A 26,515-nucleotide genomic window follows, 5' to 3' on the forward strand; every position below is an offset into this window, starting at 1 on the left:
TTGCACGTTTGTTCATATTATAATATAGTTATCGCTGGAGCAATAATTTATTTTATCAGTCACTTTATCGGGGAAGTTTTCATGAAATCATCAACGTGTTCCACGGTTTTTTTATGTCTCTGCTGTCTCTTTTTTACCCTTCAGGCCGCGCAGAGAAACGAAGGTGCTTTCCGCACCGCATCTGCCATGGGAGAGTCCGTAGAGTCGGCGTTGCATAAAGCGCAAAGAGATGCCCTTTGGGAGTATGCACAAACCCTTTCCGACCGTTCTTTTCTTCGTGAGTATGAACAGAAGGTAGAGGAGTTTTTCCAAACCCACAGAGAAGATCTTATCGTTTCTTCGGAGATCCTCGAAAAGAAAAGTCGTTATGGGGTATATGAAACAACGGTACGGCTGAGAGTGAATGAAGATTTTTTTATAGACTCTTTTGAAGCCGAGGGGTTTCTCGTAGAAGAACAGGTTGAAAAGCCCCGTGTGATGGTACTTCTGGAGGAGTATGAGCAGAATACACCTGTACACGATAATATTGTAACCCACGTAATTGAAGGAGCTCTCACAGCTCAGGGGTATCAGCTTCTTGAAGAGGAGCAATTGGAACGGGTACGCCAAGAGGATACGGACGGTGAAGATCTTGCCGCTTTGGGTTTTGCCCATGGAGCAGATATTATTATTCGCGGGCGTGTTGATATTGCAGCTCCCCGTGTACAGACCGCCTATGGAGTTTCGCAAGTCTCAGTGCCGGTAAATGTGAATGTACGGGTGATTCGTGCTGATAATGCAGAGATTATTACATCACTTTCGGAACGGGTCCTCAAACGTACACTTGATGAGTATACCGCTCGCGATGATGGTTTGCGTGAAGGTGGCGAGATTATCTCTGCTGGTATTGATGCGGCCATATCAGCCTACTGGCGTGAACATACGCGTGGCTTACGTCGTATAGAACTATTGGCACACTCCCAGAGTGAGGAAAAACTGTATGATCTTGAATCGTCCTTTGCGAAGATTCCCCAAATAAAGCAGGGCCATTTACGGTATGTTGAACAGGGGCGGGCCGTGTATGATGTTGAAGTGCTGGGAACTGTCCAGGCATTGCGCAGACAGATTGAGCAGCATGGAGTATGGAGAATTAGTGCTCTTGCTCCGGGACGTATTGCCCTTCAGGAAGGGGAACGCACAACGCCGGGGAAGATTTCCTACGATATTGATATGCCCTCTCTTTCGGTACGCTCCGCTCAGATAGAACCCATATTCCCCTCACGGCTTCGCTATTATGAAGAAAACGATATTGCTGAAATTACCGTAGCAGGAGGTGGAGAACAGGTAGATGATCTTCGTGTCCATGTTTTTATACCTCGCTTAATGGATATGCCCACGGAGCGTGCCGTTTCCTTTTCCCAGGGTGGCGAGAAAACCCTTTCCATGCCTCTGCTTCTAAATGAGGAGAAACTCCTGGAGTTTTCTGCGGAACGGCAAGTGCCTGCAGAGGTGTCTTTGTCATACACGATTCAAGGGCGTCGGGAGTCGCGCGAGATTATGGTGCCCGTACGGGTATACACCCGTAATGGCCTTGATTGGAACAATCTACCCAGTCTTGGGTCTTTTGTAACATATCAAAACCCAACCATTGATCGGTTTGCACGGTATGTTGTTGCTGAGTATGATCGCTCGACCTCTCTCCCCGATGACCTGAGTGATGCTATCGCTATTTTTAGCGCCCTTCGAGAACACGGATTTACCTATGTAAGTGATCCCGTAAATATTGCGGCATCAGGTCTTGATCAAGTCTATTTTCCCGTGCAAACCTTAGAAAAACGCACCGGAGATTGTGATGATTTTGCCGTATTATACGCAGCTCTTCTTTCAGCTATTGGTATTCCCACGGCGTTCATTGTTTATGATGATCATGTCTTAACCATGTTTAATACAGGTGTTTATGAGAAAAATGCAGACATTCTTGGTGTAGATAGGAACAGGGTTATTATTCACAACAACCAGTGTTGGATTCCCGTGGAAACCACCATGTTATCTGACACGTTTTTTGACGCGTGGTCTGCGGCGGCACAGCAGTTTCGTCAAACCGTTGCTGATGGAGGTCGTTTTGATATTGTAGAAGTTGCCACGGCGTGGCAAACCTATCGTCCCTTTGATTATCGACATACCATAGATCTACCTCTGGAAAACCTTCTCTCCTCGGTAACGGTTGATTTAAGTCACGTATATGAGTATGCTCGAAATAGCATGTTTCAAGCCATCGAAGATCTTGAGAGTCGAGATACACTCTCTCTGACTGAGAAGAATCGTCTTGGTCGTCTCTACGCTCGAAGTGGTGATTTTTTGGCAGCTCGCGAGCATTTTTCCGGCCTTGTTGAGCTGTATGGGGAGAGTCGAGCTGTACGGAATAATTATGCCTGCGCTTTACTCTTAACCGGAGATGATGGAGCGGCCATTGGCCAAATAGAAGAGGCTTTGACCCGTGGTTCTTTTGAAGAAGGTTTAATTAATAAAGGGTTATTTTACTACGTATCTGATCGTTCTGATGGTATGGATGTCTTTTCTGATATGGTTCGTGAGGTGTACACAAAAACAGGAAGCCTGGATAGTTTTGATCGACTGCTCGGTATTCCCGTAAGTACTGAACCGACAGAACGAGCCACGGATCACTCCGGTGAGGAGCAGCAGATAGATCGAAGTCGCTTACAAGATATGATTCGTCAGCAAGTGCTGGAAGATGATTTTTCTGGGGCTGGTGACACGGATTCATATGGCGGTAATGTTATGCCCTTTGGTGGTGTTCGCGGTGCAGATCCTACACAAATTGCTGAAATTGCAGATCTACTTGTTTGGATGGATTTATGACAAAAAAAGGGATGCCCAAAGAGCATAGACCACAATCACAAAAATATAAGCTGCTTTGGGGTGGTCTCGTTTTTTCATTTGCCTTTGTGGCACTTCTGTTTCGTATCCCCACTGTGGCAGTGCAAGAGTGGCGTGTATACGATTTCTGGACTCGGAATGAACATGGAGGAGATGTTTCATCTTCTGTTGCGGTTGTCGGTATAGACGAAGATTTTTTTGAAACTCTCGGATTTACATGGCCCCTGCGGAAAGATGTATATGCTCGTATTCTCATGATGCTTGAGGAGTATGGCGCTACTGTTACAGCCCTCGATATCATTTTTATTGACGAGATGATCCATGACGATGATGCACTCTTCCTACAATACCTTGCTGCTTCTCCTTCCGTAATTCCCGGGTTTGGCTTTGTCGTTCGACAAAGCGACGGGGGACGGGGAGTTATTCCGGGACAACAACATCGCTTTATGGAACGATTTTCGCACGGAGATGGAGAAATCTATTTTGATGACCGGTCTGTGCGGCGAGTACAGCGTCCCTATGATGCTGTGGGTGATGTGGTTCAGCGTATGGGCTTTATTAATAGGGCCGTGCCTATGCCCGATGGGGTTGACCGAAAGATGCCCGTACTGCTCTCGGCAAATTCACGGGTCTATGCTTCCCTTGCTCTTGAGGCAGTTCTTGCGTACACAGACCATACGCTCTCCTATGATCTTGATAAATCAAAACTCCACCTCAGTGATGATACTATCTCTCTTGATGCGGAGTATGGCATTACGGTAAACTTCTCTGATTCGCTTCCCTTTTACTCTTTGAGTAGTCTCTATCGAGGCTATAATGCATATCTGCGTGGGGATACCGATTCGCTTCCGCAATTGTTGGACAAGGCAATTGTCTTTGTTGGGAGTGCTGCAGAAACCGTGGGAGATTTGGGATTGACACCTCTTTCTCAACGGTACAGCAGCGGACGATCTCCTATCGTGCAGCTACATGCTCAAACAGCCCACACATTGCTCGAAGGGGATCCCGTAGTAGACCTCGGTTTTAGAGCTGCTTCTATACTCTCCTTTGGAGCGCTCCTGTTGTTGTACGGTATATTTCTATTTCTTTCAAAGAAGTTTTTGTTTATATGCATTCCCCTTCTGTTTATTTCTCTTTATATGGGGGCGTATTTCCTGTATCTTGAAAATGTTTTTCTTCCCATGGTCCAGGCATTCGTCTCCGTAGCAATTTTTACAGGAATTGGGATTATTGTGGATTATCTTGAAGATAATCGGGAATACAAATATTTAACCTCTCTTTTTAAGACCTATCTTTCTCCCCAATACATTGAGGAAATGGCGCGTACCCATACAATACCCAAACTGGGCGGAGAGTCTGTATATGGTACTGCTTTTTTTACTGATATTGAGAAGTTTTCTACTTTTTCAGAGAAATTTGATAATCCCCAGGATCTTGTGGCAGTTCTTAATACGTATTTTTCGAAAATGACCAATATTCTTCTTGAGAATAAGGGCACCCTTGATCGATACAGTGGTGATGCAATTATTGCGTTTTTTGGTGCTCCACAGCGTATTCCACAGAATGCGTTTCATGCCTGCAAAGCTGCGTGCCAAATGCAACGTGCGTTACGAGAATTGGAAGTGCTGTGGCAAAAAGATCCTGATATATCTCAAAAAATCACATCTATGAGAACCCGTATCGGTATCAATACGGGTAATTTTGTCACGGGAAATATTGGGTGTGATATACGAATGAATTATACCATGATTGGCGACAGCGTAAATCTTGCTGCTCGCCTTGAGTCCGCTGCAAAGCAGTATGGGGTTTCCGTTCTTGTGGGAGAAACCACTCGTGAAGATGCGGGAGACTCTTTCTTTTTTCGTTGGGTTGACACGATCACCGTAGTAGGAAAAAAGCAGCCGGTGCGGGTGTATGAACTCATGGGGGAGAAAGAGGTGTGTGAGACGGAAGAACAGACGCAGATAAACGACCTTATCAATGTGTATGAATCAGCTCTTCAGAAGTATACAGAGGGGGATTTTTCCACAGCCTTGGAAGAGTTTCGTCGTAGTTGCGAGAGGGAAATTTCTCCTGGGATGAGTCCATCCACAGTTATGGTGAAGCGAACGGAGTATTTATGTGTCCATCCCCCTTCACAGTGGAATGGAGTCTTCTCTCTGACTCAAAAGTGATGTGATACCATGTAGAAGTTTCCAGTTAAAATTCGGTCCGGGGTCCTTCTTTTCATCTGGGCGGATACCCATTTTTATGGCTCGGCTTCCTGCAATGTCTTCATGGCCGAGTATCTTTTGAATGGAGTGGCGCGAACAGATATCTTTTATAAGTGGCACAAGGCTGTTGTATTGAGCGGGGGTGAACGGTTTTCCTGGTTCTCCTCCTACCAGCTCAATACCAATACTAAAGGCATTTACCCCGTGCCGATTGTCTGGCGGAGGCATGATTGATTTTCCACAATGCCACGCTTTTTTCTCTTCCGGTACTAAGGCATGGCACACACCGTTGCGGAGTATGAGATAGTGTGCGCTCACCTCATACTCAAGAAAGAGGGATAGAATTTCTTCTCGGTCGTGGGGGCTTGTTTTTGTCCGTTCTATGGCACTAATGGCATGTATCACAAGGGTATCAATGGCCGTGCCCCGTTCTTCCCAAAGTGCATTTATACCTTTTTGTTGCAGGACTTCTCCCAAGGAGGTATTTTTGTATGGATAGGATGAATCTTTCGATAAATAGGTTGGAATACAATGCATGAATCACTCCCGGAAAAGCAGACTGTCTTAGTTACCGGAGCAGGGCGGCGCCTCGGATTTTATGCAACCACGGCTCTTTTAAAAAAAGGGTATCGTGTTATTGCAAATTATCGTACCACCTCGCAACAGCTTTTTGCATGGCTACAGGACCATCCCGAATATACATCATTTCTGATTCCGTGTCAGGCAGACCTCCAAAACGAATTTGATTGTATCTTAGATGCTGTAGATTCCTATGCCACTTCTCTCGTTGGATGTATTCATTCTGCTTCTCAATTTTATCCTGCCTCACTTTTTGATGAGGATTCTTTTGAATCGTTATATGATATTCACTGTCGTATCTCGATTAGACTGGGAAAATTACTGTATACGAAAACTGCTTCTCCCACATTTTTGATTCCCATGATCGATGCGCAGATAGAAGGTTTGAACCAGACTTATCAAGCCTATCGTGTGAGTAAGCTCTTTTTAAAAGAACTTATCCGCCAGCTTGCCTATACCGGTGCACCTCGAGTGCGAGTAAATGGACTTTCTCCCGGAACAATACTTCCGCCTCTCCATGAATCGAGAGAAAGTTTTTCCGGAGCACAGAAAAAGGAGCTCATTCCTCGTTCTGCCACAGTGGAAGAGTTTCTCAATGCTCTCTTTTATCTTATTACAGCAGAATCAGTTACGGGGCAAATTCTTCATGTTGATGGAGGTTCTCATTGTCTATAAAACCACGTCCCTTGAAATGGTATGCACGTTTGCAGCAGGGGAAGTATCGGCGTGCAGAGGGGGTGTTCCTTGCTGAAGGAGCGCGAGTTGTTCGACAATTAATAGATGCTGGTTGTGTTCCCGAAGAGATTTTGTATACAGAAGGAGCGGGAGATATTCCTTTGTTACAGGAGTGTGGGCGTAATCTTTCTCAATCGCAAATGAGCAAGATTGCTACGACTGCAACGCCGCCGCGAGTAATGGCTGTTTTTTCTGCGGGGAGTACTTATACTGCAACGTTGCCTGAAACTCCGGGGAATCGTATTCTTTATATGGAAGATGTTCAGGATCCGGGTAATGTGGGAACGCTTATTCGGAGTGCTGCTGCGTTCGGATTCTCAGGGGTGATATTAACTGATGGCGGGGCTGACCCTCTTTCAACAAAGGTTGTTCGGTCTGCCGCGGGGGCATTGGGATCTCTTTGGATCCGACGTTCTTCTCATACCCAAGAACAAATAGAGACCCTGCGCCGTGGTGGATATCATCATGTGGTCCTTGACTTTCATGGGGAAGCAGCTCCATCACTGCAAACCCCCTGTGTGGTCTCTGTTGGGAATGAAGGACAGGGTGTTTCCCCAGGATTGCGAAAAAGTGCAGATACTGTATATACTATCCCCTACGAATCAGATCGGGTTGAGTCGCTTAATGCCGCAGTTGCCACCTCGATACTTATGAATAAATTATACGAGTTATAAAAAAATTGGAAGATATAATATATTAATTATATACTTGCAGAAAAAAAGGCAGGTCCATGAGAACCTTAATAATTGAAGATGATTTCAGCTCTCGCATTCTTATGCACAAAATGCTTTCACCCTATGGGGAGGTTCATGTTGCGGAGAATGGCCGTGAGGCCCTCGGTATTCTTAAAGATATACATGTTCCCAGCGACTGGTATGATCTTATCTGCCTTGACATTATGATGCCTGAAATGGATGGCCATACAACCCTTGAAAATATCCGTAGTCTTGAGGATTCTCTTTCCTTGCGTCCTGGTGATCGTGCAAAAATTATTATGACCACAGCCCTCTCAGATAGTGAGAGCGTGGTTGGGGCGTTTAAAAAGAATTGTGATTCTTACATTGTCAAACCAGTTGAACGAGCAAAGCTATTAAAGCAGCTTCGCAAGCTCTCCCTACTCTAATTTTAACAATTCTGTCGGTAGTTTCAGAGTGTATATTTCGAAAAAAAACGTCATCATGCTCCTGACGCTTAGTATATTCAATTTGTATAAATTCATATATTAGTATTTTTATTGGAGGTTTCTAAATGGCCCTATCAGCCTTACCCCCGCACGTTAAGGTCAAGGATGAAGTTCGCGATATCCTTGAGAATTGCAAAAGCGTAACTTATGCTGTAAATACGAAAGAACTGGTTGAACTTGCCACAAGAGACGCCCGTGAAGACGGGTGGCACTATGTGGAGTATGATGTTCCTGGGAAAGGGCGTGTTCTTGAGGCGAAAGCATGTCAGGTGAAAAACGGTGTTTCTGCAAACTACGTTGACCCGTACATGCGTCGTCGTGACCCCAATGCCATGGTTATTGCAGATACTCTTCCTACCGATAAAGTGACGCATCAGGAGCGTTTTAATACTGACTTTTCTTCTATCCGTACCGAAACTTTTGAATGGCTTAAGCAACAAGATCTTGCAGTATTCTTCTTTCATTCCGGTGTGAAAGAGTGTGGATATCCTTCCATGGTGATAGCACCAGCAAATGCGGGTTTTTTCGCCCTTGGTCTGTCACAGCTCCAGGGAATTATTGATATCGAAAAAGAAACAGATGAGTTTGATATTCGGGGCATTCTCTTTATTGCTCCTCCTTTTCGTCACACCCATTACGATGGAAAGCAGGTTGTCGTTCACAATCGCTCTGAGGTATACCATGAAATTTTTAGCTTTAATCTCTATCCAGGGCCAAGTGCTAAAAAAGGTGTCTACTCGATTCTTCTTCACTTTGGACAGCTTGAAAACTGGCTGACAGCCCATGCATCTTCTGTTCGGGTTTCAACGCCCTATGGCAATAAAACGGTAGTTATGCATGAAGGTGCTTCCGGTGGTGGAAAAAGCGAGATGCTGGAGCACATTCATCGTAACCATGATGGAAGTATTATCTTTGGAACAAATAGTGTGACCGGTGAGCGGAAGAAAGTTGTTCTGCCAGAAGTGTGTTCTCTTGAACCAAATACCGATGATATGACACTCTGCCTAAACCATCATCAAAAAAATGACGGTAAGTTATATATTACTGATGCTGAATCAGGCTGGTTTATCCGTACAGATCATATTACTCATTACGGGTGTGATCCCGATATTGAGGCTATGACAATCTCTCCCAAAGAACCTCTCTTATTCCTTAATATTGATGCTCAACCCAATGGAACAGCCCTTGTATGGGATCATATCGAGGATGAGCCGGGAAAAAAATGCCCCAATCCTCGGTACGTGTATCCTCGTCATTTGTCAGACTCCGTTGTAAAAGAACCTGTTGCTGTTGACGTAAGAAGCTTTGGCCTTCGTGCTCCTGTATGTACAAAAGATTTTCCAACCTATGGTATTGTTGGGCTCTTTCATGTGCTTCCGCCGGCTATTGCATGGTTATGGCGCCTTGTTGCGCCACGTGGATTCGGTAACCCCAGTATTGTCGATGAAGCAGGTATGCAATCTGAGGGCGTCGGTTCATTTTGGCCCTTTGTTACGGGGAAACGAGTACGTTATGCAAACCTTCTCCTTGATCAGGTAAAGGCATATACGAAAACAAAGTATGTTCTTATTCCGAACCAGCATATTGGAGCGTGGGAAGTTAAATTTAACTCTGAATGGATTTCCCGTGAGTACCTTGCTCGTCGCAGTGGTAGTGCTATTACACGTGATGAGGTTGTTCCTTCACGGTGCCCCCTTCTTGGGTATAGCATGAAAGAAGTAAATCTTGAAGGACAAACTTTCGGCAAAGAGTTGCTTCGTGTAGAAACACAGCCGGAAGTTGGTGAGGCTGCGTATGATATCGGTGCGGAGAAACTGGTGAATTTTTTCAAAGAGCAGCTTGAATTGTATCGTCACGAAGATGCTCTTGACCCTCTTGGAAAGAAAATTATTGAGGCGGTTTTTCAAGATGCTTCCGTTGCTGAATATGATGCTCTTATGGACGGTGCATGTCTTGAGTAGTCTTTCGAGTACGACATCTCTACAGGGCAGCCTGCAAATGCAGGGTGCCCGTCATTTTTTTCAGAATGCTTTGTTTTTCATGATTTCAAAAGGATGCAAATATGCATACTCATGAGGCACATACAAGTGATGACAGTACGGCGCAGTTAGCTTTTTTATCAAATATCGGTCATGAGCTTCGTACTCCCATGAATTCAATTCTTGGATTTATACAGCTTGTCTTGCGTGATGAGCGTCTTTCTTCCGATTTGGGTGGATATCTGGAACAGGCACAAGATTCTGCGGATAAACTGCTCCATATGATCGATACCCTTCTTGATTTATCAAAGCTGCAGGCCCGTGTGGTTACACTGGAAAATCGTCCCCTTGATATTAATTATATTATTGAAACCGTTCGCAATAGTTACGAGGGCTATGGAGGTGATGAAGTTGTTCTCCAGGTGATAAAAAATAACTATGATCGTTTCTTTTTGGGTGATGCTGTGCGGATAGAACAGATTGTGAGCGAAATAGTGGGGAATGCCTTTAAATTTACGCCGAAAGGCGCAATTACGGTATATCTAGAAAGTAGAGATCACCCTGAAAAAAAAGGATGGTCCTATCTCACTATCAATGTGAATGATACAGGGATTGGGGTCCGTGAAAAGGATATGGCCTTAATATTCAAACCCTTTTCTCAGGTGGATAACTCTTCTACACGGCGTTTTGGCGGTATCGGGAGCGGCCTGAGTATTGTTTCAGAACTCCTTTCTCTCATGGATGGTTCCATACGCTTTTCCAGCGAGTATGAAGAGGGGAGCGCTGTCTCTATCCAGATACCCCTTGAAAAAAGTGATGCCTCACAGATTGAACAGCATGAATCAGAAGTTCTTTCAGCAATACACGCAGAATCGAGTCGATCGTATAAAATTCTCGTGGTTGATGATGTATCCTTGAATCTTGAACTAGCCCGTGCTAATCTTGAGAAATTTGGTCATACAATACTCTTAGCACAAAGCGGGATAGAAGCAATTGAGCTGTATGAAAATCATGTGCCTGAGCTTATTTTCATGGACTTACATATGCCTTTAATGAATGGAGCGGAGACGGTTCGTTATCTCCATGATATTGCAGAAGATAAAAGGACGAGTCCTTTTATTATCGCCATGACTGCAAGTATCATTAAAGAAGAGTATGCAGATTTGACAAATCAGGGGTTTGATTACGTGATTTCTAAACCGTTGGACTATCCAAAACTTGTGCGAAAGCTGGAAACAATATTACCCGGTGAGTTGTCGGGGCTTTCTCAAGAGAAATTACATGATCGTTCTCATGCAGAGTCAAAAGTGTCGGAATATCTTCATCATGATCGTCGAACTTTGGAACGGCTCATTCAAAAGCAATTTGAATCATATAATCCTGATGAAATACTTCCATATCTGTCAGCGTTGGCACAAAAAATGCCTGAATGTAATTTTTCTCTGGTAAAAAAGGCGTTACGTGTGTATAATTTCGACGAAGCCTATGAACTATATCGTCAAGAAATCGGGAAAAAATAGGGTGGTATATGTATAAAATTTTAGTAGTTGACGATGAACCGGCAAATCTGAATCTTATTCAAAATATGTTGCGGGATGAGTATCGTCTCTCCTTTGCGACGTCCGGGAAAAAAGCCTTAGATATTGCTCGAAAAATCAAGCCTGATTTAATCCTATTAGATGTTATGATGCCCGATCTCAATGGCTATGAGACGTGTAAGCGCCTTAAAGCGTCGGAGAGTACGGCAAAGATACCGGTTATCTTCTTGACAGCCTTGAAAGATTCTGATAGCGAGATACAAGGTTTTGAGGCTGGGGCGGTCGATTTTATCAAAAAGCCCATTACATCCCGTATTTTGGTTGAGAAACGAATAAAAACCCATATTATGCTGTATAATCAGCAGCTCAAATGCGAGAAAGCAATACGCGAGAGAACACGAGAATTGAATATCAGCAACAAAGCTGCCGTGGCCATGCTTGCAAATGCCGGGCATTATAACGATACTGATACGGGGGTGCATGTTTGGCGGATGGGTGCATACTCCAGTGCAATAGCTCGTGCCTCCGGTTGGGATATTGATGATGCAAATATCCTCGAATTGGCTGCGTCCATGCATGATACCGGAAAGATTGGTATTTCCGACACAATTATTCGTAAGCCTGCGCGACTTTCCACGGATGAGTTTGCGGTTATGAAAGAGCATGCCACCATTGGATATGATATTTTGCATGTAAAACGAGCTCAGTCAAAACTCTTTGCTATGGCAGCGGATATTGCTATCAGTCATCATGAGAAGTGGGATGGGAGTGGCTATCCACGAGGACTTTCGGGAGAAGATATTCCTGAATCTGCTCGTATTGCAGCTATTGCAGATGTCTTTGATGCCCTCACAATGAAACGTCCCTATAAAGATGCATGGCCTCTTGATAAGGCCTTTGATCTGATCAAACATGATCGAGGAACACATTTTGATCCCCGTCTCGTTGATATCTTTTTCTCTATCAAAGATGAAATTCTTACTATAAAAGTTGAATGGGATGATAAGGAGCGGGATGAACAGTATGAATGGTTCTTTGATGAGCTGAACAAGATAAGTTCTTAATACGAATCTCCAATTGTGGCAGTCTTGAGCCACTGCAGAAACTTTTTTGCCTGGGGAGACTCTTCTGATGGAGCCCACGCACATTGGTCTGCGCGCGTCTTAGGAGTGTATGGTCCTGGTTTTATCTCTAAAAGAATCGTATCATCTTCTTGGGCGTATACGGAGTGGGCAATTCCCGCTGGTATTTCACAAAAATAGGGCATCCTTTGGGAGCGAAGCGATATGCGTTGAGATATTGTACTGGTTTCATCGAAAAAAAGGAGCACCTCTGCAGCACCCCGACAGAGCGTAAAAAGTTCCCACGCCCCTGGGGATGTATGTGTATGCGGGGGAATATAACTATCCCGTTGCATAATATTGAGAAATCGCTGGGTGCTATCTTGCAAGGAGTCATGAATCTCGTAGTGGCTTCGCCGTCTATGAGAGTTTCGCGAATCGCGCAGGAGTCGTTCTTCTAATGCAGGGTGTATACCCTTAGGGAATATGTCGTTCATGCTCATCGGAAAGAATGGTATAAAAAGTTCCCTTGGGATGCCCACGATGGTGCATAAATACTCCCTTGAGATAGGCTCGAAGCCCCTTTCTTCCCATGGGGGTTAAGAGCAGCAGTCCCAGAATATCTGTGAAGAGCCCTGGGATAAGTAGAATAACACCGGCGCAGAAAAGAATCAGTCCATCAATCATCTTTACCGCAGGAACTCGGCCTGCCTGTAGATCCCCTTGTATTTCTCCCAAAAGAGACAGCCCTTGTATGCGTGCCAGAAATGCACCAATGACACCTGTTCCCAGGATTATCGCAAGGGTTGGGAGAGCCCCAAAGTGGGCTCCCAGGGTTAATAAGGCATAGAGTTCAAAAAGCGGTATAAGTATAAATAACAGTAAGAGACGAAGTAACATGAAAAACCTACTTAAGCACTTCGTTTGATCGTTTGACGGCACAGAACTCACCACACATACTGCAACACTCTTCTGCTTTCATGCTTGGCGGCAGAGACTCGCGGTAGGCCCGTGCCTTTTCAGGATCAACACTGAGCTTGTAGATGGTTTCCCAATCAAAGGCAATTTTTGCACGAGTCATGGCATCATCCCGTTCAATGGCTGCAGGTACACCTTTGGCAAGATCTGCGCTTTGAGCGGCAATTTTAGACGCTATCACTCCCTCCTTTACATCATCAAGAGAGGGCAATCGGAGGTGTTCTGCAGGAGTTACATAACAGAGGAAGTCAACTCCCGCCATACCCGCGAGGGCCCCACCAATAGCACCGGAAATGTGGTCATGCCCTAAGGAGGTATCTGTTGTGAGAGGGCCTAATACGTAAAAGGGGGCATTTCGACAGAGCCGTTTTTGTATTTGTATATTGGTAACAATTTGGTTCAACGGCACATGGCCGGGGCCTTCTACAAAGGAACCGACACCACGCTTGCGCGCACGGTCTACAAGCTCTCCCAAAATAGAAAGCTCCTCAATTTGTGCACGATCAGTGGCATCACTGGTTGCTCCGGGGCGAAATGCATCACCAAGACTTATGGCCACATCGTATTTAGCGAGAATATCAAGAAGTCTGTCGTATTGAGCATAGAGAGGGCTTTCTTCCTTGTTGTGGTGTATCCATTCCATGATGATGGTACCGCCTCGGCTTGTTGCGCCTCCCAGACGCTTAACTTCCTTAAATCGTTGTACCGTTTGTTTGGTCACGCCGCAATGAAGGGTAAGAAAATCAACGCCTTGAGCACAATGATCTTCAATAACTGCAAACATTTCATCGGCGGTAAGGTCAAGGACTGACTTCTTTTTTTCTTGTGCTCGGAAGGCCATTTCATAGAGTGGTACTGTTCCAAGGGCTAAGGAGGTCGTATCCATTATCTTTTTACGAATCGCTGCTAAATCTCCTGAGGTGGAAAGATCCATGAGAGCGTGAGCTCCATATTTTTCACAAAGACGAACTTTCTCAAGTTCCTGTGATAAATCTTCCTGAGAGGAGGATGTACCAATATTTGCGTTTACTTTTATGGAGGTTCCTTCACCAATTATGAGGGGGGTAATGGAGCGTTTCGAATTTCGTACAATCGTAATATGTCCTTGGGCTACCTTTTCGCGAAATTGTTCCGCGTCCATATTTTCTAGTTTTGCAGCCGCGCGTATTTCTTCAGTTATCTGCCCATTTTGGGCTTCAAGCATTCGTGTCATTTTTTCTCCTTCGTATAGAATAAAGAAAAATATATGACGCTGATCTGGAATGCTTAAATTCTTCTTTTTTAAACAAATTGAGAGATTTTATTTGCAAAGAGTGTGTCAGAGCGCTATATATACAAATAAGATTTGCGTATTTACTCTATAAAATACATATTATCGGTGACTATTACCTTTTATCAGGGGAAATGTATGGCTGAAAAACAGCGGTTGACACCAGAAGAGCTGGCGTATTTTAAAAATCTTTTACTGGAGGAGCGGGATCGAGTGTGTGAAGATCAGCGGAAGCTGGACGAGCAGAATTTAAAACAGACCGTAGAATCTGCTTCAGGTGAGGGCACGCACTTCTCCAATCATATAGGTGATGCCGCAGCAGCGTCGTATGATCGTGAATTTTCTATGAATTTGGCAGAACGACAGGCTAAATATCTTGAACAAATTGATGATGCGCTCTTACGCATTAAAGACGGGACCTACGGCGTGTGTATGGTGACGGGAAAGCTTATTCCCACGGAGCGTTTGGAGGCAGTTCTTGTTGCAAAGTATTCTATTGAGGGTAAGAATATTAAAAATAAACAGAAGCGTCACGGATAAACGCACACGTTTTTTTTCTTGTTTTTCTTAAGTGTATTCTCTGTTTCATCCTCTGTGTATGCTGAGGTTGCGGTAGAACAAAATGAGGTCGAGAGGCGTTCACAACAGTTACTTGACTCCCTTATTATTGCAGGATATCCCTTGGCTGTTGTGGAGACAGACCCCGTAACACCCTCTGATACATTTCTACTTTCTTATACGCCGGGGCCGTATATACAGGCCCCACGCTTCGTTGTAGAGCCTTCCGAGAACCTACCTCCATGGCTCTACGAGTACTGGCTACGTCCATATGAAAACCGGGCATTCCTCCGCGATGATTTTCGGCAGCTTGATCAAACAGCTGCGTCTATTCCATATATTGAAGAGGTATATCGAGGGTTGCCGTATCGTGAAGACTCGTTGCTTCTATTTCCCACCAGTATTACCAGCACCTCGTCTTTTATGGTACAGGGAGGGGTTGCTTATTCAAACCAAACATCAGAAGGACTTCATGGAGATCTTTCCCTTTCTCTTCTTCATCTTCTTGGTTTTGGTGAGGAATTTTTCTTAGAATATGTGGGGAGTGATGAGGTGCGAGAACTCTCCACACGTCTGAGAGTTCCGCATCTATTTCAAGGACCCTTTCACTTGCGCAGCAGTTTTTCCCTTGAGTTGCGAGGGGACTCCTACAGTTTCTTTCAATACTCCCTTGGCGGTGTATACCCCGTGTATACCGATGGCGTCGAGATCTCCCTCGCCGTTTCTGCGTATGAGGTGCAAGACGATACCGTGCGCCGAACCTTTCGGGGGGTTGATTTTGGTGCCTCTTCTGTACAGAGACTGTTTCGGGCAGAGGAGCGCGGCTTGTTTTGGTATATTCAGTCTGAAACCGGACAGGTAAGATCCGAAGGGGCGGGGCAACTAATGTCCCGATTTACTTCTGGGGGAGGAGGCCAACATCCTTTGGGGAGATTTGCTTTGTATTCTGAAATACATCCGTGGTATCTGTATGTGGGGTCCTATGATGATCTTACCTTGAGTGAAGTTTTTCGTCTTGGCGGAGAACAGACAATACGGGGATATGCACGGAAAAGTATTCCTCAAACAGCTCATCTCCTTACACGTTCAGAACTACGCTATTTTCCAGATGCAACAACCATGGTGTATCTTCTTTTTGATACCTCCCACGGAACATTTGGGCACGTTACCCGTGAGGGGTGGCGATCTCGATTTTCGTATGGAACAGGTTTATCCCTCCGTACAAGGGCTGTTCAAATGTATCTGGAGTGGGCAAACCACCAAAATAACCCGCTTTCTCAGAGTTTTATACACTTTAGAATTGCTCGGTAAGAAATAATCTGCCATATATAGGGGATATGGTGGGTTGGAGGGTGCAGGTAGTGAGGGCACCCTGTTGCCCATACTCTCCTTTACGGATAAGTAAGCTGTGTTATTAATGGGGTACCAAAGCACATGCCGTGAAGTGTGTTTTTCTTGTAAATATTTGGGGCAGATCATATTTTCCAGTACACCTACAAAGGAGAATCTATGAAATTTGCCCTGGGCATTGATATCGGCGGCACAAATACGGTTATCGGTCTTGTTGAGTATGGCGGGATTGTGCGGGACGTCCGGTCTATTCCCACGTGTGGATATGCTTCATTTGCAGAATATTTAGAAAATGTCCGTCGTGAGGCAGTAGCTTTACAGCAAGCCCACCCCCGCTTAGAGATTGTTGGGGTTGGTATTGGTGCTCCCGATGCAAATCATTACACCGGTGTGGTCGAATCGGCTTCCAATTTAGAATGGGAGTGTCCTGTTGATCTTCGCCAAGGCTTTGCTGATGCCCTGGGATATCCTGTGGTGGTGACAAATGATGCGAATGCATCTGCCTATGGTGAAATGATGTATGGTGCTGCCAAGGGGGTGAAGAATTTTGTGCAAATAACCTTGGGAACCGGCTTAGGGAGTGGGGTGATTATCAATGGGCAGATACTTACGGGAAAAACGGGTTTTGCCGGAGAACTGGGGCACTCCAACCTCATTACTGGGGGGCGTGATTGTGGGTGTGGCCGCAAGGGATGCGTGGAAACGTATGTCTCAGCCACAGGTATTTGTCGTACGGTTTTTGAGCTTCTTTCTCTGCGGCGTGGTGAGTCATCTTTGCGTAATATCTCAGCTGAAAAACTTACCGCTAAAGATGTGTATACCGCAGCTGTTTCCGGTGACCCCATTGCCTTAGAGGCTTTTGATAAAACGGGTGATTGGTTGGCGCAGGCCATGGCGGATGTGGTGGTTTTCCTGAGTCCTGAGATGATCGTCTTTTTTGGAGGCCTTACCCATTCCGGTGAGTATCTGATGGCTCCATTTCGCAAGTATTATGCTCGATATTGTATGAAGAATTTTCATGACACTGTTGTCTTCACCAATTCAGAATTAAAAGAGTCTGACGCGGCGGTGTTGGGCGCAGCGGGGCTTGTGTGGAATATGATTCTCTCTTCGTAACCTGTTTTTTTCTTGACTTTTTGCAAAGCTCTAGGTATAATTTTGTTGTCTCAGATTAAACAGACAGGACTCAAAAATGTATGAGGACGCTGCGCACTTAGGGGAGAAAGAGTCCGGAAAAATTTTAAAAAATCTGCTCACATCCATTGCTCATGTTATGGCTGAGAAGGATGATATCTCTGTTCTTCTGAAGGAATTTTCCCTTCTTGCCCACAGCATTGTTCCTTCTGATCGATGTACGATTTGGGTTCATTCGGTGAAAGAGCGCCGTTTATGGACCCGTCTTGCTGATGGCATTGAAACAATTCGTGTGTCTGATACGGAAGGCGTGGTTGGTTTATGCTTTCAGAGGCGAGAACCTGTGATTATTAATGACCCTTACAATGATTCCCGTTTTAATGCTTCCATTGACAAAGAAACTGGCTACACTACGCAGAGTATTATTGCTTTGCCCCTTACGACAAGTAATGGTGAGATTGTTGGAGTTTTTCAGGCTCTTAATCGCCTGAGTCCCAAGGGAACCATTTCAAGAAAGGGATATCAAGAACAGGATATTCGCTACTTAAATATTGTAACTGTTTACATTGCCCGTGAGATTGACGCTCACCTTCTTCGAGATGAGTTGACCCAGACGCAAAATGAAATTGTTTTTACTCTCGCCGAAACTGCGGAAATGCGTTCTCGCGAAACGGGGTATCATGTAAAGCGTGTGTCTGAATATTGTCGCTTTATTGCCGAACACTTGGGGTATTCCCGTGAAGAATGTGATGTTCTCGGAGTTGCTTCTTCCCTCCATGATATTGGAAAAATTGCGATTCCAGATAAAATCCTACTTAAGAATGGCCGTCTTACGGCTGACGAGTTCGGTGTTATGAAACGGCACTCGCGCTTAGGCTATGATATGTTAAAGCATTCTAATAGAGCGTTATTACAGGCTGCGGCATGGATTGCCTTGGAACACCATGAACGGTGGGATGGAGCAGGGTATCCAGCAGGAAAGAGTGGTACCGATATCCATGAGTATGGCCGTATTGTTGCCGTTGCGGATGTGTTTGATGCCTTGGCGAGTAAACGATGTTACAAATCTGCGTGGCCTCATGAAAAGATTATTGCTCTTTTTGAGAAAGAACGAGGAAAACAGTTTGACCCACGGATAACGGATATATTTTTAGAAAATCAAGCTGTTTTTATTGACATTCGAACCCGTTTTCAGGATTAGGATAATGGCAGAGGATTTATTAATTATTGCAGGTACTATCTTTCTTCTTCTCTTAGCGATCTCCATATTGAAGGGAGTATTGCGCCTGTTACTTCCCATTGTGATACTCTTAGCTTGTATCCTTTTTGTGGGGCCTCGACTCGGATGGTTTGAAGAGGAAGATCTCCGTGAGCATATCAATATTAACCAGGGCAGCCATATATATACTGACTCTATACCGCCCTTGTATACCTTCTGTAGGAGCAGGTGTGGCGGGGTATAAAACACATACGGCTGTTTCAATTCTCCTTGGCCTTGTTTTCTATCTGTCAGCGTATGTGTTTTCTCGTTACGTGTCGTTAGTTCCTCAGGAATTCTTTTCTCATGAAGGCCTTTTGAGGTTGTTTGCTACGGTATTGTTTTTCGGACTTTTTCCCGATATTGATACAAATAGTGTTGGGAGTCACTTCCTGTATTCTCTCATTTTTATATTACTCTTTCTACTGATTCTCCTTGGAAACTACGAAGAGGCAGCATTTCTTGGCCTCTTTTCCCTGATTCCTGTTCTTTCTCGACATCGGGGGTGGACACACTCTCTGTTCTGTGCTTTCTTCATACCCTTGTTGCTTACAGCAATTCCGGTGTTTCTTTATGGAAGAGACTCACTGGTACAGTGTATGCCCTACACCCTTGCAGGAATATGTGCATACATGGGACATCTCGTGTTTGATCGGATTTTTTTCTAATGCGTGTTGTATACATATTTCTATGTATTGCTCTGGGAACGAGCATCCTGGCGGCAGGAGAACGGCGCGGGTTTTCCATGGCAGAGGTTGATACAACCCGACTTCAGCATCGAATTTCTTTCGACTATGCCCAGGTTCCCTTTCTCGATTACGCAGCGCAGGTTGAACTTACCCTACTCGTCCCCGATTCTCTCATGAAGAAACGAATAGAACAGGATTCTCTTTTTATCGCCATGGCGGTGCATCGTCAATTAGAAAAGGTGACAGACCGAGATCCCTCAGTTCAGGCCATAGAAAAGGCGTTATACGAAGATATCCTCGGTTTTTTTTCTCTTCGCCGCCGGTTTCATCTCCATTTGTTTATTCGGGAGCTTGATCCCCTTCCTTCTCAAGAATAAGGGTAACTGGACCGTCATTTTCCGATACAACATGCATATGCGCCTGAAACGTTCCTGATTCCACTACGGGAAGAGTTTGTTTTAAATCTGCAATAACTGCTTCATATTGTTTTTTTGCATGGTGCGGTGGAGCAGCATTCGAAAAAGATGGTCTTCTACCCTTTCGACAATCGCCGTACAGAGTAAATTGCGATATGACAAGCACTGCACCCCCGATCTCTTCGAGAGAACGATTCATCTTTCCAGACTCATCTTCAAAAATACGTAAGGAGCGGATTTTTGTTGTAATCCAATCTCGTATTTCATCTGTGTCATGGGCGTGTACAGCCAAGTATACCAAGATTCCTTGGCCAATCTTTCCGCAACAGGTGCCTTCAACAGATACATGAGCTCGTGAAACCCGCTGTATAACAGCTCGCATATGTTCCTCCTTTTTGCAGATAAAATATATTACCAGAGAGTATAATTGTATCGGAGGGTGTTCATGGCTGAACTGCTCAATCTTTTTTTCTGGTATTTTCATAGTGCAATTATTCTCTGCACCCTTCTGGGGTGGATCGACCGGCGAACTCGATGGATTCATCGGATTGTGATTCTTCTTACGTGGCTCTCATGGTTTGGTGGGGGGATTCGCTATGGTTTTGGCTACTGCTTCCTGACAGATTGGCATTGGAATATTCGTCGAGAGCTTGGGTATGCCATTCCCACAGACTCCTTTATTCATTTTTTGCTGATGCGAGTGACCGGTATACATATGCACCGTTATTTTGTAGACGGTATTGCTGTTTTGGCTTTGGTGGTGGTGACGGGAATTGCCGTATACCAAGTGCTACACGGGGAGAGGTCATCTCCCCCCTGAGCATTTCTAGTAGTAGACTGATATACCCATTCGAATGGATGGGGCATTCATGTCAATTTCATAATCGTTTTTTAAGGTTGCAACTTGATACTCAAAGCCCACAAAAAGCGATGACTGGGGGCCGATATCATACACACCGTCAACTCCAAACTTCGTAATAACCCCATTGTAATAGCCGCCCACATCATCAATGAGGTCGGCCCATTCGCTTTCCTCTTCATCATTATAATCTGTATGGCGGATTGTCATGGAGTTGTACCCCACCTGTCCTCGGAATACAGGATGAAAGCGGTATTGGGGAAAGGGACTGATTTCAAGAAAAAGAGAGAGGGGAAACATGAAAATCTTTTGTTCACTCTTGATCTCCGATATCCCTTCAAGAACGCCGTCATCTGTATCAGGTTCATCCTCATCATCATCATCAATACCGGGATTACTTGATATATGCCACATAAAATCTCCCTTTACTCCCAATCTGATAAAGTCATCAAAGCCCATCCCCCACTCAACCGAGGCATTCCATGCGGTACCTGATTCAGATTCTTTTATCAGGGGGTTGTTTCCGGGCCATTGTGGACCTATGGAGAGAGAAATTGTTCTAGCTGCCCAGAGGGGGACACTTACCATTAGTAGGATGAAGACTGTTTTTTTCATTCGAGAGAACTCCTTTCGCTATTGTTCGTCGATACCAAAGCTAACAAGAAATACCATTCCGCTGATGACAGCCGTGGTAAAAAGGTGAAATAGATTCCGTTCAAGTTCATTGGTAACGTGAATCCGTTCTACCTTTGTTGAGAGAGTTTTCTCATATCCGCTTGTGTAGACCACATCAAGGTTCACTGTGTGGGTTCCATATGTTCCAAAGCGAAGGGGGTGAGAAAACCGCCCCGTTGAATCAAGATCCACTGCCTCACCACGAATTGCAAGGGATGCCGCATTCGGTATGGTTCCTTCTAAAATATATCTTCCCGTGGGAGTAAAGGCTGGTAATCCCATGAGAGAGTCTTCAAGATAATACCGTTCATCATATCCGGTGTAGGTAATGGTGCGAAAAAGGGTATCCTCTGATCCATCATCATAGGTAAGCACAAAGGGATATGTTTGCGCCCCCTCTTCTAGGGTAAGAGGATATTCGAAGGTCTTATCATCAGAGAGAGAGATTGAGTCTGCATCAATATGGAGGGACGTATTTGGTCGAAGAGTTCCGCGAAATGTATAGAACCTATTGTGAGAGGTGAGGGTGTCTTTGCCATGGAAATCATGAAGTTTGGCAAGTCCGGTTTTTCGCTGTATTCCCAGGTGGGTGGTTGTGCTATCTCTGGAAAGAAAGCCGTGAGGGGTGCGGCCGCGCAGGTGCAGGGTAACTTCTCCATAGGGGAGCGCTTTTTCCAGCACGGTTTCTGAGGTGTGTATACTGTAGAGTAGGGTGTCGTTATGATAGAGGGATACGTCGTAGGACGGCGCACTTTCACTCCAGCGAAGTATTGTTTTTTCTCCCGGAATTTTGTAAAACGTCGAGGGGGTGAGCAATTTCGGAGATTCTGGGAGATGAACCACCGAAACGGAAGTGTCTGTACTATAAAATCCTTGGGATGGGAGTATCTCATAGGGGGTGTCTTCATGAATGATGTGGAGGGTATCCTGTGGTGTCTGAGGTATGAGGCGGAACGAGGTATGGTCTTGGGTAAAGTGAGCCTGACCCTGAAGGCATATTGGTCCTATGGTCACCATGCGGCATAATGGGCGTGCTTCTGAAGATATCATCTCACCGGCGCGGGCGGAAAAGTCAACTCCCTTTTCATGTATCGTGAGAGAACTGGTATCGAGGAGCCGAAGGGTGTCTCCACGGGAGCTGACAAGTTCTGTCTTCTCGGTTTTGAAAGAGTGCGAGTGTGTCGTATCTGGCCAAAGGGTATCACCCCGTGCTGCTTTTATGAGAAAAAAGGTTTCAGGGACGTGTGGTTCCAGAAAAAGATGTACTTTGCTGTTAAGTATTCTTCCTTGCCGCGTTGTGTGGAGGATAGGGCTGATACTACAGCAGGAGTCTTGAATTACCTCGGGAGAGATGTTTCTGTCAGTAAAAAAGGTGCGTATGGTTGCCAGGCGCTCTTCGGAGAGACGAATAAAGGAGGTATCGGCTGTGGCATGACTGATACCTCTCAGATGAAGAGCCGTATCATGTGCGTGTAGTTGTTCCTGATAGGTTTCATACAGAGCCGTGAGTTGTGCGTAGGCTGTACTTGTCAAGCTGGATGATTCCTCTTCAAAGGAAATATGATACGCCCCTGTTTTTCCCCAGAGGCATAGTAGTACTAACAGTAGGTATGGCCGAATGCATTTCATTGGTATTCCTCAGCGTGATAACACAGTTTTTTACAATAGTATCATAGGTGTCGCTTTTTGAAAAGGGTTTTATCAAAAGAAGTAAAAAAGCCTTCCCATTTGGGAAGGCTTTACACGCTGAAACGAATGAAACTACATGTTTTTTATAATTTCATCTCCAAAACCAGAGCATGAAACTTTTGTAGCACCATCCATGAGCCGTTCAAAATCATAGGTGACTCTTTTTGATGCAATGGCACCTTCTACACCGGCATTGATGAGATCTGCCGCTTTGGTCCACCCCATGTATCGTAACATAATTTCTGATGAAAGAATGACCGAAGAGGGGTTTACCATATCCTTGTCGGTATATTTGGGAGCTGTTCCGTGGGTTGCTTCAAAAAGGCCCATGCCGGTAGTGTAGTTTATGTTTGCACCGGGAGCGATACCGATACCCCCAACCTGTGCTGCAAGAGCATCGGAAACATAGTCACCGTTTAGGTTCAGGGTTGCTATGACATCGTATTCCTTGGGACGGGTGAGAATTTGTTGAAGAAAGGCGTCTGCAATTGAGTCTTTAATAATAATCTCACGTCCTTCGTGAGTGAGTGTGAGCCATGGCCCCCCGTCAAGCTCAACAGCACCAAACTCTTTTTTTGCAAGTGCATAGCCCCAATCACGGAATCCGCCTTCAGTAAACTTCATGATGTTCCCCTTGTGTACCAAGGTAACAGAGTCACGATTGTTGTCAAGGGCGTACTGTATAGCTGCTCGTACAATACGTTCTGTTCCTTCTCGGGATACCGGTTTGATGCCGAGTCCGCATGAATCGGGAAAGCGGATGTTTTGGTATCTTTCGGGAAATTCAGTTTTAAGCAGTGACTTAAACTTTTCTGTGTCAGCATCACCATCCTTAAACTCTATTCCCGCATAAATGTCTTCGGTATTCTCTCTGAACACCACCATATCGATATCTTCAGGACGTTTTACCGGAGAGGGAACCCCGGTGAAGTATTTTACCGGGCGAAGACAGGTGTAGAGATCCAATTTTTGGCGAAGGGCTACATTCAGAGAGCGAATACCCCCGCCAACGGGAGTCGTGAGAGGGCCCTTCAGGGCTATGTGGTATTTTCTAATTGCTTCAACGGTTTCTTCAGGAAGCCACTGGCCGGTTTCATCATAGGCTTTCTGACCTGCCAACACTTCTTTCCATGAGATAGAACGTTCGCCGTCATAGGCTTTTTCCACAGCTGCAGCGATAACTTTCTCCGCAGCCCGCCAGATATCAGGCCCCACGCCGTCGCCGATAATAAACGGGATTATGGGAGTATTGGGGACATTCATGGTCCCCGCTGTAAGGGTAATTGCTTCTGCCATAGGTGCTCCTTTATTTTAAATACGGTACTATTTCCGGGTGAATCTTTTTGTTTGAGAGTATGAACGTATCTCCGTAGATCGTCTCTTTATTAAGCGAGTCCGTGCATTTCCCCCCTGCTTCTTTTACAATGATTGCTGCGGAAGCACGATCCCACGGAAAATCAATCATCCCTACGGCAAGATCGAGTTTTCCCGAGGCGACTGCCATGTAGGTATAGGCATCCATAAATCCATAGGGATAATCAATATGTTCCATAAGAGAAAAAAGCTTTTTTCCTCGTGGCTCACGGGCTGTTTCAACGGTGCCGAGAAAGGCCCCCATGGCAGCCTCAAGAGAGGAGGTGTTTGACACTGATATGGGAGTATCATTGCAGAAGGCACCACCACCAAGACGGGCGGTATAACATTCTCCTAAAGCGGGGAGGTTTACGACTCCCACGGTTATCTCACCATGATCTTCAAGAGCAATGAGCGTGCTGTAGGTGGGGATGCCGCGTATGTATGGGCGTGTTCCGTCAATGGGGTCAACAATCCATCGTCGCCCCGATGTTCCCGCTCGAATACCTCCTTCTTCACCGAAAAAACCATCTTCGGGAAAGGCTCTGCTGAGAGCACGGTAGATAATGTTTTCACAGGTCGTATCTACCTCTGTCACAGGGGAAGAGTCTTCCTTAATGTGGATACGGCCAATCTCTTTTTGAGCCCTGCGTTGGTATTCCCCAACCTCTCGGGCTATGTCAGCGGCATGGCGAAGTTCTGTTTCATAGGTGTTCACGGGTGTATTTCTCCAGTCAGGGTGAGCAGGGTTTCTTCTGGGGCAACACCGGCATTCTTTATGGTGGGAAAGCGATCGTGCTGCACGGCGTGGACATACTCCGTAAAGGCGGTGCGGATTTCTCTTCCCACGGGAGCAAACACCTGCGTGTGCCGGTACGTTTTTTCCGAAATTCCACAGATATCATACCACACCTGCACCTCGCCATTACAGTACGGACCAGCCCCAATACCGATGGTGGGCGTTTGTACAGAGGAGGTGATATGGGCGGCAATATTGTATGGGATAAGCTCAAGAATAAGATATTTTGCGCCGGCATGCTCTATGTGTTTGGCTAAGGAGAGCAGCTCCGTGGCGCGTCGAGCTGTTTTTCCCTGCAGGGAAACGGACAACCCTGGTGTTTGGGGCGTGAATCCGATGTGGCCGCAGAAGGGGATTTTCTCCCTGTTGAGAAGATCAAGATAAGGGGCTCGTCCGGTTTCCACTTCAATTTTTACCATATCTGCACCATTTTCCAGAAGAGATTGTGCATGGTCTCGGCATTTTTCCGGGGTTTTCATGGACGTGTAAGGTAGATCGCTTACAACAATTGCGGTTCCCGCTCCGCGTTTTACGGCACGGGTATGATGCAGCATATCTGAAAGGGTAACATCGTGAACAGAGGAGTACCCGAGAACATTTGTACCGAGGCTATCGCCCACGAGAAGAATGTCAACCCCGGCTTCTACGGCATAGCGGGCAGTCTGGTAGTCGTATGCAGTGAGCATAACTTCTTTTTTCTTTTCTGACTCATGAGGTAAACCCCTGTTCTTTAAAAGGGGAAAATAATATATTGTTACAGGAAACAAAACCACATCTCTCAACTATCAGTATGAGTGAGGAGGATATATGGCTTCAGGCTCGGTGAATAAAGTGATTCTCATTGGAAATCTTGGGGTTGATCCGGAGTTGCGAAGAACTCCCAACGGTGCAGCGGTGACAAATTTTACCATGGCTACAACGCGGAGGTTTAAAACCCAAGACGGCCAAATGCGTGAAGATACGGAATGGCATAATATTGTGGCATGGAATAAGGCTGCTGAGATTATGAGTCAGTATTTGCGCAAGGGCAGTAAAGTGTACATTGAAGGTTCTCTACAGACGCGTTCGTGGGAGAGCGACGGCATACGTAAGTACCGTACGGAAATTGTAGTTCGTGAATTTAATTTTCTTGATAGTCGCAACGACAATACTTCCGGACAAAATCAGCAGAGCGGTGGATCTTTTGGTGGAGCCCAATCCTATACGCAAGCACCGCAGGACTTTGGTTCCGGCTACTCTCAACAGCCGCAACAATCTGCTCCGGCGTCTCAACCATCAGATATGCCAATTGATGATGACCTCCCCTTTTAATATGGGGGGTG

General features: G+C 45.4%; 27 protein-coding genes. 17 read left to right on the top strand and 10 right to left on the bottom strand.

What is annotated here, in order from left to right; genetic code table 11:
* Window positions 1–81 precede the first annotated feature (81 nt).
* Together CALK_RS01465 and CALK_RS01470 are read left to right on the top strand one after the other, a co-directional pair.
* Window positions 82–2,859: a transglutaminase-like domain-containing protein gene (locus CALK_RS01465; RefSeq protein ID WP_081697937.1), complete on the top strand. Its 2,778-nt coding sequence runs from the start codon at window positions 82–84 to the stop codon at window positions 2,857–2,859.
* Window positions 2,856–5,051 carry an adenylate/guanylate cyclase domain-containing protein gene (locus CALK_RS01470; protein ID WP_022635863.1) on the top strand — a complete coding sequence of 732 codons (2,196 nt, stop codon included), beginning with the start codon at window positions 2,856–2,858 and terminating at the stop codon, window positions 5,049–5,051. Before CALK_RS01465 ends, CALK_RS01470 begins: the two co-directional genes overlap by 4 nt.
* On the opposite strand, the gene CALK_RS11875 is transcribed toward CALK_RS01470, so the two are convergent.
* Complete coding sequence (locus CALK_RS11875; RefSeq protein ID WP_022635864.1) at window positions 5,013–5,627, bottom strand: N-acetylmuramoyl-L-alanine amidase; 615 nt, start codon at window positions 5,625–5,627, stop codon at window positions 5,013–5,015. The genes CALK_RS01470 and CALK_RS11875 overlap by 39 nt on opposite strands.
* Between CALK_RS11875 and CALK_RS01480 the strand changes: the two genes are divergently transcribed.
* The 6 genes from CALK_RS01480 to CALK_RS01505 all read left to right on the top strand — a co-directional run bounded on the left by CALK_RS01480 (window position 5,622) and on the right by CALK_RS01505 (window position 12,168).
* Entirely contained in the window at window positions 5,622–6,344 is a 723-nt protein-coding gene (locus CALK_RS01480; RefSeq protein ID WP_022635865.1) for an SDR family oxidoreductase, read from the top strand. The two genes, CALK_RS11875 and CALK_RS01480, sit on opposite strands and share 6 nt — an antisense overlap.
* Window positions 6,335–7,078 carry a TrmH family RNA methyltransferase gene (locus CALK_RS01485; RefSeq protein WP_022635866.1) on the top strand — a complete coding sequence of 248 codons (744 nt, stop codon included), beginning with the start codon at window positions 6,335–6,337 and terminating at the stop codon, window positions 7,076–7,078. The genes CALK_RS01480 and CALK_RS01485 overlap by 10 nt, the downstream gene beginning before the upstream one ends.
* 56 nt (window positions 7,079–7,134) lie before the next feature.
* A complete protein-coding gene (locus CALK_RS01490) occupies window positions 7,135–7,527 on the top strand; it encodes a response regulator (protein WP_022635867.1) in 393 nt (130 codons plus the stop codon).
* Window positions 7,528–7,652: 125 nt separating this feature from the next.
* Window positions 7,653–9,548 (top strand): DUF4914 family protein, encoded by a 1,896-nt coding sequence (locus CALK_RS01495; protein ID WP_022635868.1) that lies wholly within the window; start codon window positions 7,653–7,655, stop codon window positions 9,546–9,548.
* A 101-nt stretch (window positions 9,549–9,649) separates the two neighbouring features.
* Window positions 9,650–11,086, top strand: coding sequence for a hybrid sensor histidine kinase/response regulator (locus CALK_RS01500; RefSeq protein ID WP_022635869.1), 1,437 nt, complete (start codon window positions 9,650–9,652; stop codon window positions 11,084–11,086).
* 8 nt (window positions 11,087–11,094) lie between these two features.
* Entirely contained in the window at window positions 11,095–12,168 is a 1,074-nt protein-coding gene (locus tag CALK_RS01505; RefSeq protein WP_022635870.1) for an HD-GYP domain-containing protein, read from the top strand.
* On the opposite strand, the gene CALK_RS01510 is transcribed toward CALK_RS01505, so the two are convergent.
* The 3 genes from CALK_RS01510 to thiC are packed head-to-tail and all read right to left on the bottom strand — an operon-like array spanning window position 12,165 to window position 14,356.
* Window positions 12,165–12,662, bottom strand: coding sequence for a WbuC family cupin fold metalloprotein (locus CALK_RS01510; RefSeq protein WP_034636190.1), 498 nt, complete (start codon window positions 12,660–12,662; stop codon window positions 12,165–12,167). The two genes, CALK_RS01505 and CALK_RS01510, sit on opposite strands and share 4 nt — an antisense overlap.
* Window positions 12,643–13,065 (bottom strand): FxsA family protein, encoded by a 423-nt coding sequence (locus CALK_RS01515; RefSeq protein ID WP_022635872.1) that lies wholly within the window; start codon window positions 13,063–13,065, stop codon window positions 12,643–12,645. The genes CALK_RS01510 and CALK_RS01515 overlap by 20 nt, the downstream gene beginning before the upstream one ends.
* A 7-nt stretch (window positions 13,066–13,072) precedes the next feature.
* The gene (thiC, locus tag CALK_RS01520) at window positions 13,073–14,356 is read right to left on the bottom strand and encodes a phosphomethylpyrimidine synthase ThiC (protein ID WP_022635873.1); all 1,284 of its coding nucleotides are present in this window, start codon (window positions 14,354–14,356) and stop codon (window positions 13,073–13,075) included.
* Between the two features lie 195 nt (window positions 14,357–14,551).
* Between thiC and CALK_RS01525 the strand changes: the two genes are divergently transcribed.
* From CALK_RS01525 to CALK_RS01555, 7 genes are all read left to right on the top strand, one after another.
* Window positions 14,552–14,953: a TraR/DksA family transcriptional regulator gene (locus CALK_RS01525; protein WP_022635874.1), complete on the top strand. Its 402-nt coding sequence runs from the start codon at window positions 14,552–14,554 to the stop codon at window positions 14,951–14,953.
* A gap of 18 nt (window positions 14,954–14,971) precedes the next feature.
* A complete protein-coding gene (locus tag CALK_RS01530; RefSeq protein WP_022635875.1) occupies window positions 14,972–16,282 on the top strand; it encodes a BamA/TamA family outer membrane protein in 1,311 nt (436 codons plus the stop codon).
* Between the two features lie 198 nt (window positions 16,283–16,480).
* Window positions 16,481–17,437, top strand: a complete 957-nt coding sequence (locus tag CALK_RS01535; protein WP_022635876.1) for an ROK family protein — start codon at window positions 16,481–16,483, stop codon at window positions 17,435–17,437.
* Between the two features lie 76 nt (window positions 17,438–17,513).
* Window positions 17,514–18,656, top strand: coding sequence for an HD domain-containing phosphohydrolase (locus CALK_RS01540; protein WP_022635877.1), 1,143 nt, complete (start codon window positions 17,514–17,516; stop codon window positions 18,654–18,656).
* 4 nt (window positions 18,657–18,660) lie between these two features.
* The gene (locus CALK_RS12990) at window positions 18,661–18,918 is read left to right on the top strand and encodes a hypothetical protein (protein WP_022635878.1); all 258 of its coding nucleotides are present in this window, start codon (window positions 18,661–18,663) and stop codon (window positions 18,916–18,918) included.
* Window positions 18,905–19,381, top strand: coding sequence for a metal-dependent hydrolase (locus CALK_RS01550; RefSeq protein ID WP_022635879.1), 477 nt, complete (start codon window positions 18,905–18,907; stop codon window positions 19,379–19,381). The genes CALK_RS12990 and CALK_RS01550 overlap by 14 nt, the downstream gene beginning before the upstream one ends.
* A complete protein-coding gene (locus tag CALK_RS01555) occupies window positions 19,381–19,779 on the top strand; it encodes a hypothetical protein (protein ID WP_022635880.1) in 399 nt (132 codons plus the stop codon). Before CALK_RS01550 ends, CALK_RS01555 begins: the two co-directional genes overlap by 1 nt.
* Here CALK_RS01555 and dtd read toward each other — a convergent pair.
* Window positions 19,742–20,200 carry a D-aminoacyl-tRNA deacylase gene (gene dtd, locus CALK_RS01560; RefSeq protein ID WP_022635881.1) on the bottom strand — a complete coding sequence of 153 codons (459 nt, stop codon included), beginning with the start codon at window positions 20,198–20,200 and terminating at the stop codon, window positions 19,742–19,744. The two genes, CALK_RS01555 and dtd, sit on opposite strands and share 38 nt — an antisense overlap.
* A gap of 63 nt (window positions 20,201–20,263) precedes the next feature.
* Between dtd and CALK_RS01565 the strand changes: the two genes are divergently transcribed.
* Window positions 20,264–20,638 (top strand): DUF2784 family protein, encoded by a 375-nt coding sequence (locus CALK_RS01565; RefSeq protein ID WP_022635882.1) that lies wholly within the window; start codon window positions 20,264–20,266, stop codon window positions 20,636–20,638.
* Between the two features lie 6 nt (window positions 20,639–20,644).
* On the opposite strand, the gene CALK_RS01570 is transcribed toward CALK_RS01565, so the two are convergent.
* From CALK_RS01570 to panB, 5 genes are all read right to left on the bottom strand, one after another.
* Window positions 20,645–21,292 carry a hypothetical protein gene (locus CALK_RS01570; RefSeq protein ID WP_022635883.1) on the bottom strand — a complete coding sequence of 216 codons (648 nt, stop codon included), beginning with the start codon at window positions 21,290–21,292 and terminating at the stop codon, window positions 20,645–20,647.
* An 18-nt stretch (window positions 21,293–21,310) separates the two neighbouring features.
* On the bottom strand, window positions 21,311–22,981 hold the full coding sequence (locus tag CALK_RS01575; RefSeq protein WP_022635884.1) for a hypothetical protein: 1,671 nt from the start codon (window positions 22,979–22,981) through the stop codon (window positions 21,311–21,313).
* Between the two features lie 132 nt (window positions 22,982–23,113).
* Window positions 23,114–24,337 carry an NADP-dependent isocitrate dehydrogenase gene (gene icd, locus CALK_RS01580; RefSeq protein WP_022635885.1) on the bottom strand — a complete coding sequence of 408 codons (1,224 nt, stop codon included), beginning with the start codon at window positions 24,335–24,337 and terminating at the stop codon, window positions 23,114–23,116.
* A gap of 10 nt (window positions 24,338–24,347) precedes the next feature.
* A complete protein-coding gene (locus CALK_RS01585; protein ID WP_022635886.1) occupies window positions 24,348–25,112 on the bottom strand; it encodes an inositol monophosphatase family protein in 765 nt (254 codons plus the stop codon).
* On the bottom strand, window positions 25,109–25,966 hold the full coding sequence (gene panB, locus CALK_RS01590) for a 3-methyl-2-oxobutanoate hydroxymethyltransferase (RefSeq protein WP_275574359.1): 858 nt from the start codon (window positions 25,964–25,966) through the stop codon (window positions 25,109–25,111). The genes CALK_RS01585 and panB overlap by 4 nt, the downstream gene beginning before the upstream one ends.
* 34 nt (window positions 25,967–26,000) lie before the next feature.
* On the opposite strand from panB, the gene CALK_RS01595 reads away from it, so the two are divergent.
* Window positions 26,001–26,504, top strand: coding sequence for a single-stranded DNA-binding protein (locus CALK_RS01595; protein WP_022635888.1), 504 nt, complete (start codon window positions 26,001–26,003; stop codon window positions 26,502–26,504).
* The last annotated feature ends 11 nt before the right edge of the window (window positions 26,505–26,515 follow it).

It is taken from the genome of Chitinivibrio alkaliphilus ACht1, from assembly GCF_000474745.1.
GTDB lineage: Bacteria > Fibrobacterota > Chitinivibrionia > Chitinivibrionales > Chitinivibrionaceae > Chitinivibrio > Chitinivibrio alkaliphilus.

What these genes read in the sequence shown, in the direction of transcription:
- CALK_RS01465 (WP_081697937.1), top strand. Translation starts at nt 82, where the DNA reads ATGAAATCATCAACGTGTTCCACGGTTTTTTTATGTCTCTGCTGTCTC.
- CALK_RS01470 (WP_022635863.1), top strand. Translation starts at nt 2,856, where the DNA reads ATGACAAAAAAAGGGATGCCCAAAGAGCATAGACCACAATCACAAAAA.
- CALK_RS01480 (WP_022635865.1), top strand. Translation starts at nt 5,622, where the DNA reads ATGCATGAATCACTCCCGGAAAAGCAGACTGTCTTAGTTACCGGAGCA.
- CALK_RS11875 (WP_022635864.1), bottom strand. Translation starts at nt 5,627, where the DNA reads ATGCATTGTATTCCAACCTATTTATCGAAAGATTCATCCTATCCATAC.
- CALK_RS01490 (WP_022635867.1), top strand. Translation starts at nt 7,135, where the DNA reads ATGAGAACCTTAATAATTGAAGATGATTTCAGCTCTCGCATTCTTATG.
- CALK_RS01495 (WP_022635868.1), top strand. Translation starts at nt 7,653, where the DNA reads ATGGCCCTATCAGCCTTACCCCCGCACGTTAAGGTCAAGGATGAAGTT.
- CALK_RS01500 (WP_022635869.1), top strand. Translation starts at nt 9,650, where the DNA reads ATGCATACTCATGAGGCACATACAAGTGATGACAGTACGGCGCAGTTA.
- CALK_RS01505 (WP_022635870.1), top strand. Translation starts at nt 11,095, where the DNA reads ATGTATAAAATTTTAGTAGTTGACGATGAACCGGCAAATCTGAATCTT.
- CALK_RS01510 (WP_034636190.1), bottom strand. Translation starts at nt 12,662, where the DNA reads ATGAACGACATATTCCCTAAGGGTATACACCCTGCATTAGAAGAACGA.
- CALK_RS01515 (WP_022635872.1), bottom strand. Translation starts at nt 13,065, where the DNA reads ATGTTACTTCGTCTCTTACTGTTATTTATACTTATACCGCTTTTTGAA.
- thiC (WP_022635873.1), bottom strand. Translation starts at nt 14,356, where the DNA reads ATGACACGAATGCTTGAAGCCCAAAATGGGCAGATAACTGAAGAAATA.
- CALK_RS01525 (WP_022635874.1), top strand. Translation starts at nt 14,552, where the DNA reads ATGGCTGAAAAACAGCGGTTGACACCAGAAGAGCTGGCGTATTTTAAA.
- CALK_RS01535 (WP_022635876.1), top strand. Translation starts at nt 16,481, where the DNA reads ATGAAATTTGCCCTGGGCATTGATATCGGCGGCACAAATACGGTTATC.
- CALK_RS01540 (WP_022635877.1), top strand. Translation starts at nt 17,514, where the DNA reads ATGTATGAGGACGCTGCGCACTTAGGGGAGAAAGAGTCCGGAAAAATT.
- CALK_RS12990 (WP_022635878.1), top strand. Translation starts at nt 18,661, where the DNA reads ATGGCAGAGGATTTATTAATTATTGCAGGTACTATCTTTCTTCTTCTC.
- CALK_RS01555 (WP_022635880.1), top strand. Translation starts at nt 19,381, where the DNA reads ATGCGTGTTGTATACATATTTCTATGTATTGCTCTGGGAACGAGCATC.
- dtd (WP_022635881.1), bottom strand. Translation starts at nt 20,200, where the DNA reads ATGCGAGCTGTTATACAGCGGGTTTCACGAGCTCATGTATCTGTTGAA.
- CALK_RS01565 (WP_022635882.1), top strand. Translation starts at nt 20,264, where the DNA reads ATGGCTGAACTGCTCAATCTTTTTTTCTGGTATTTTCATAGTGCAATT.
- CALK_RS01570 (WP_022635883.1), bottom strand. Translation starts at nt 21,292, where the DNA reads ATGAAAAAAACAGTCTTCATCCTACTAATGGTAAGTGTCCCCCTCTGG.
- CALK_RS01575 (WP_022635884.1), bottom strand. Translation starts at nt 22,981, where the DNA reads ATGAAATGCATTCGGCCATACCTACTGTTAGTACTACTATGCCTCTGG.
- icd (WP_022635885.1), bottom strand. Translation starts at nt 24,337, where the DNA reads ATGGCAGAAGCAATTACCCTTACAGCGGGGACCATGAATGTCCCCAAT.
- CALK_RS01595 (WP_022635888.1), top strand. Translation starts at nt 26,001, where the DNA reads ATGGCTTCAGGCTCGGTGAATAAAGTGATTCTCATTGGAAATCTTGGG.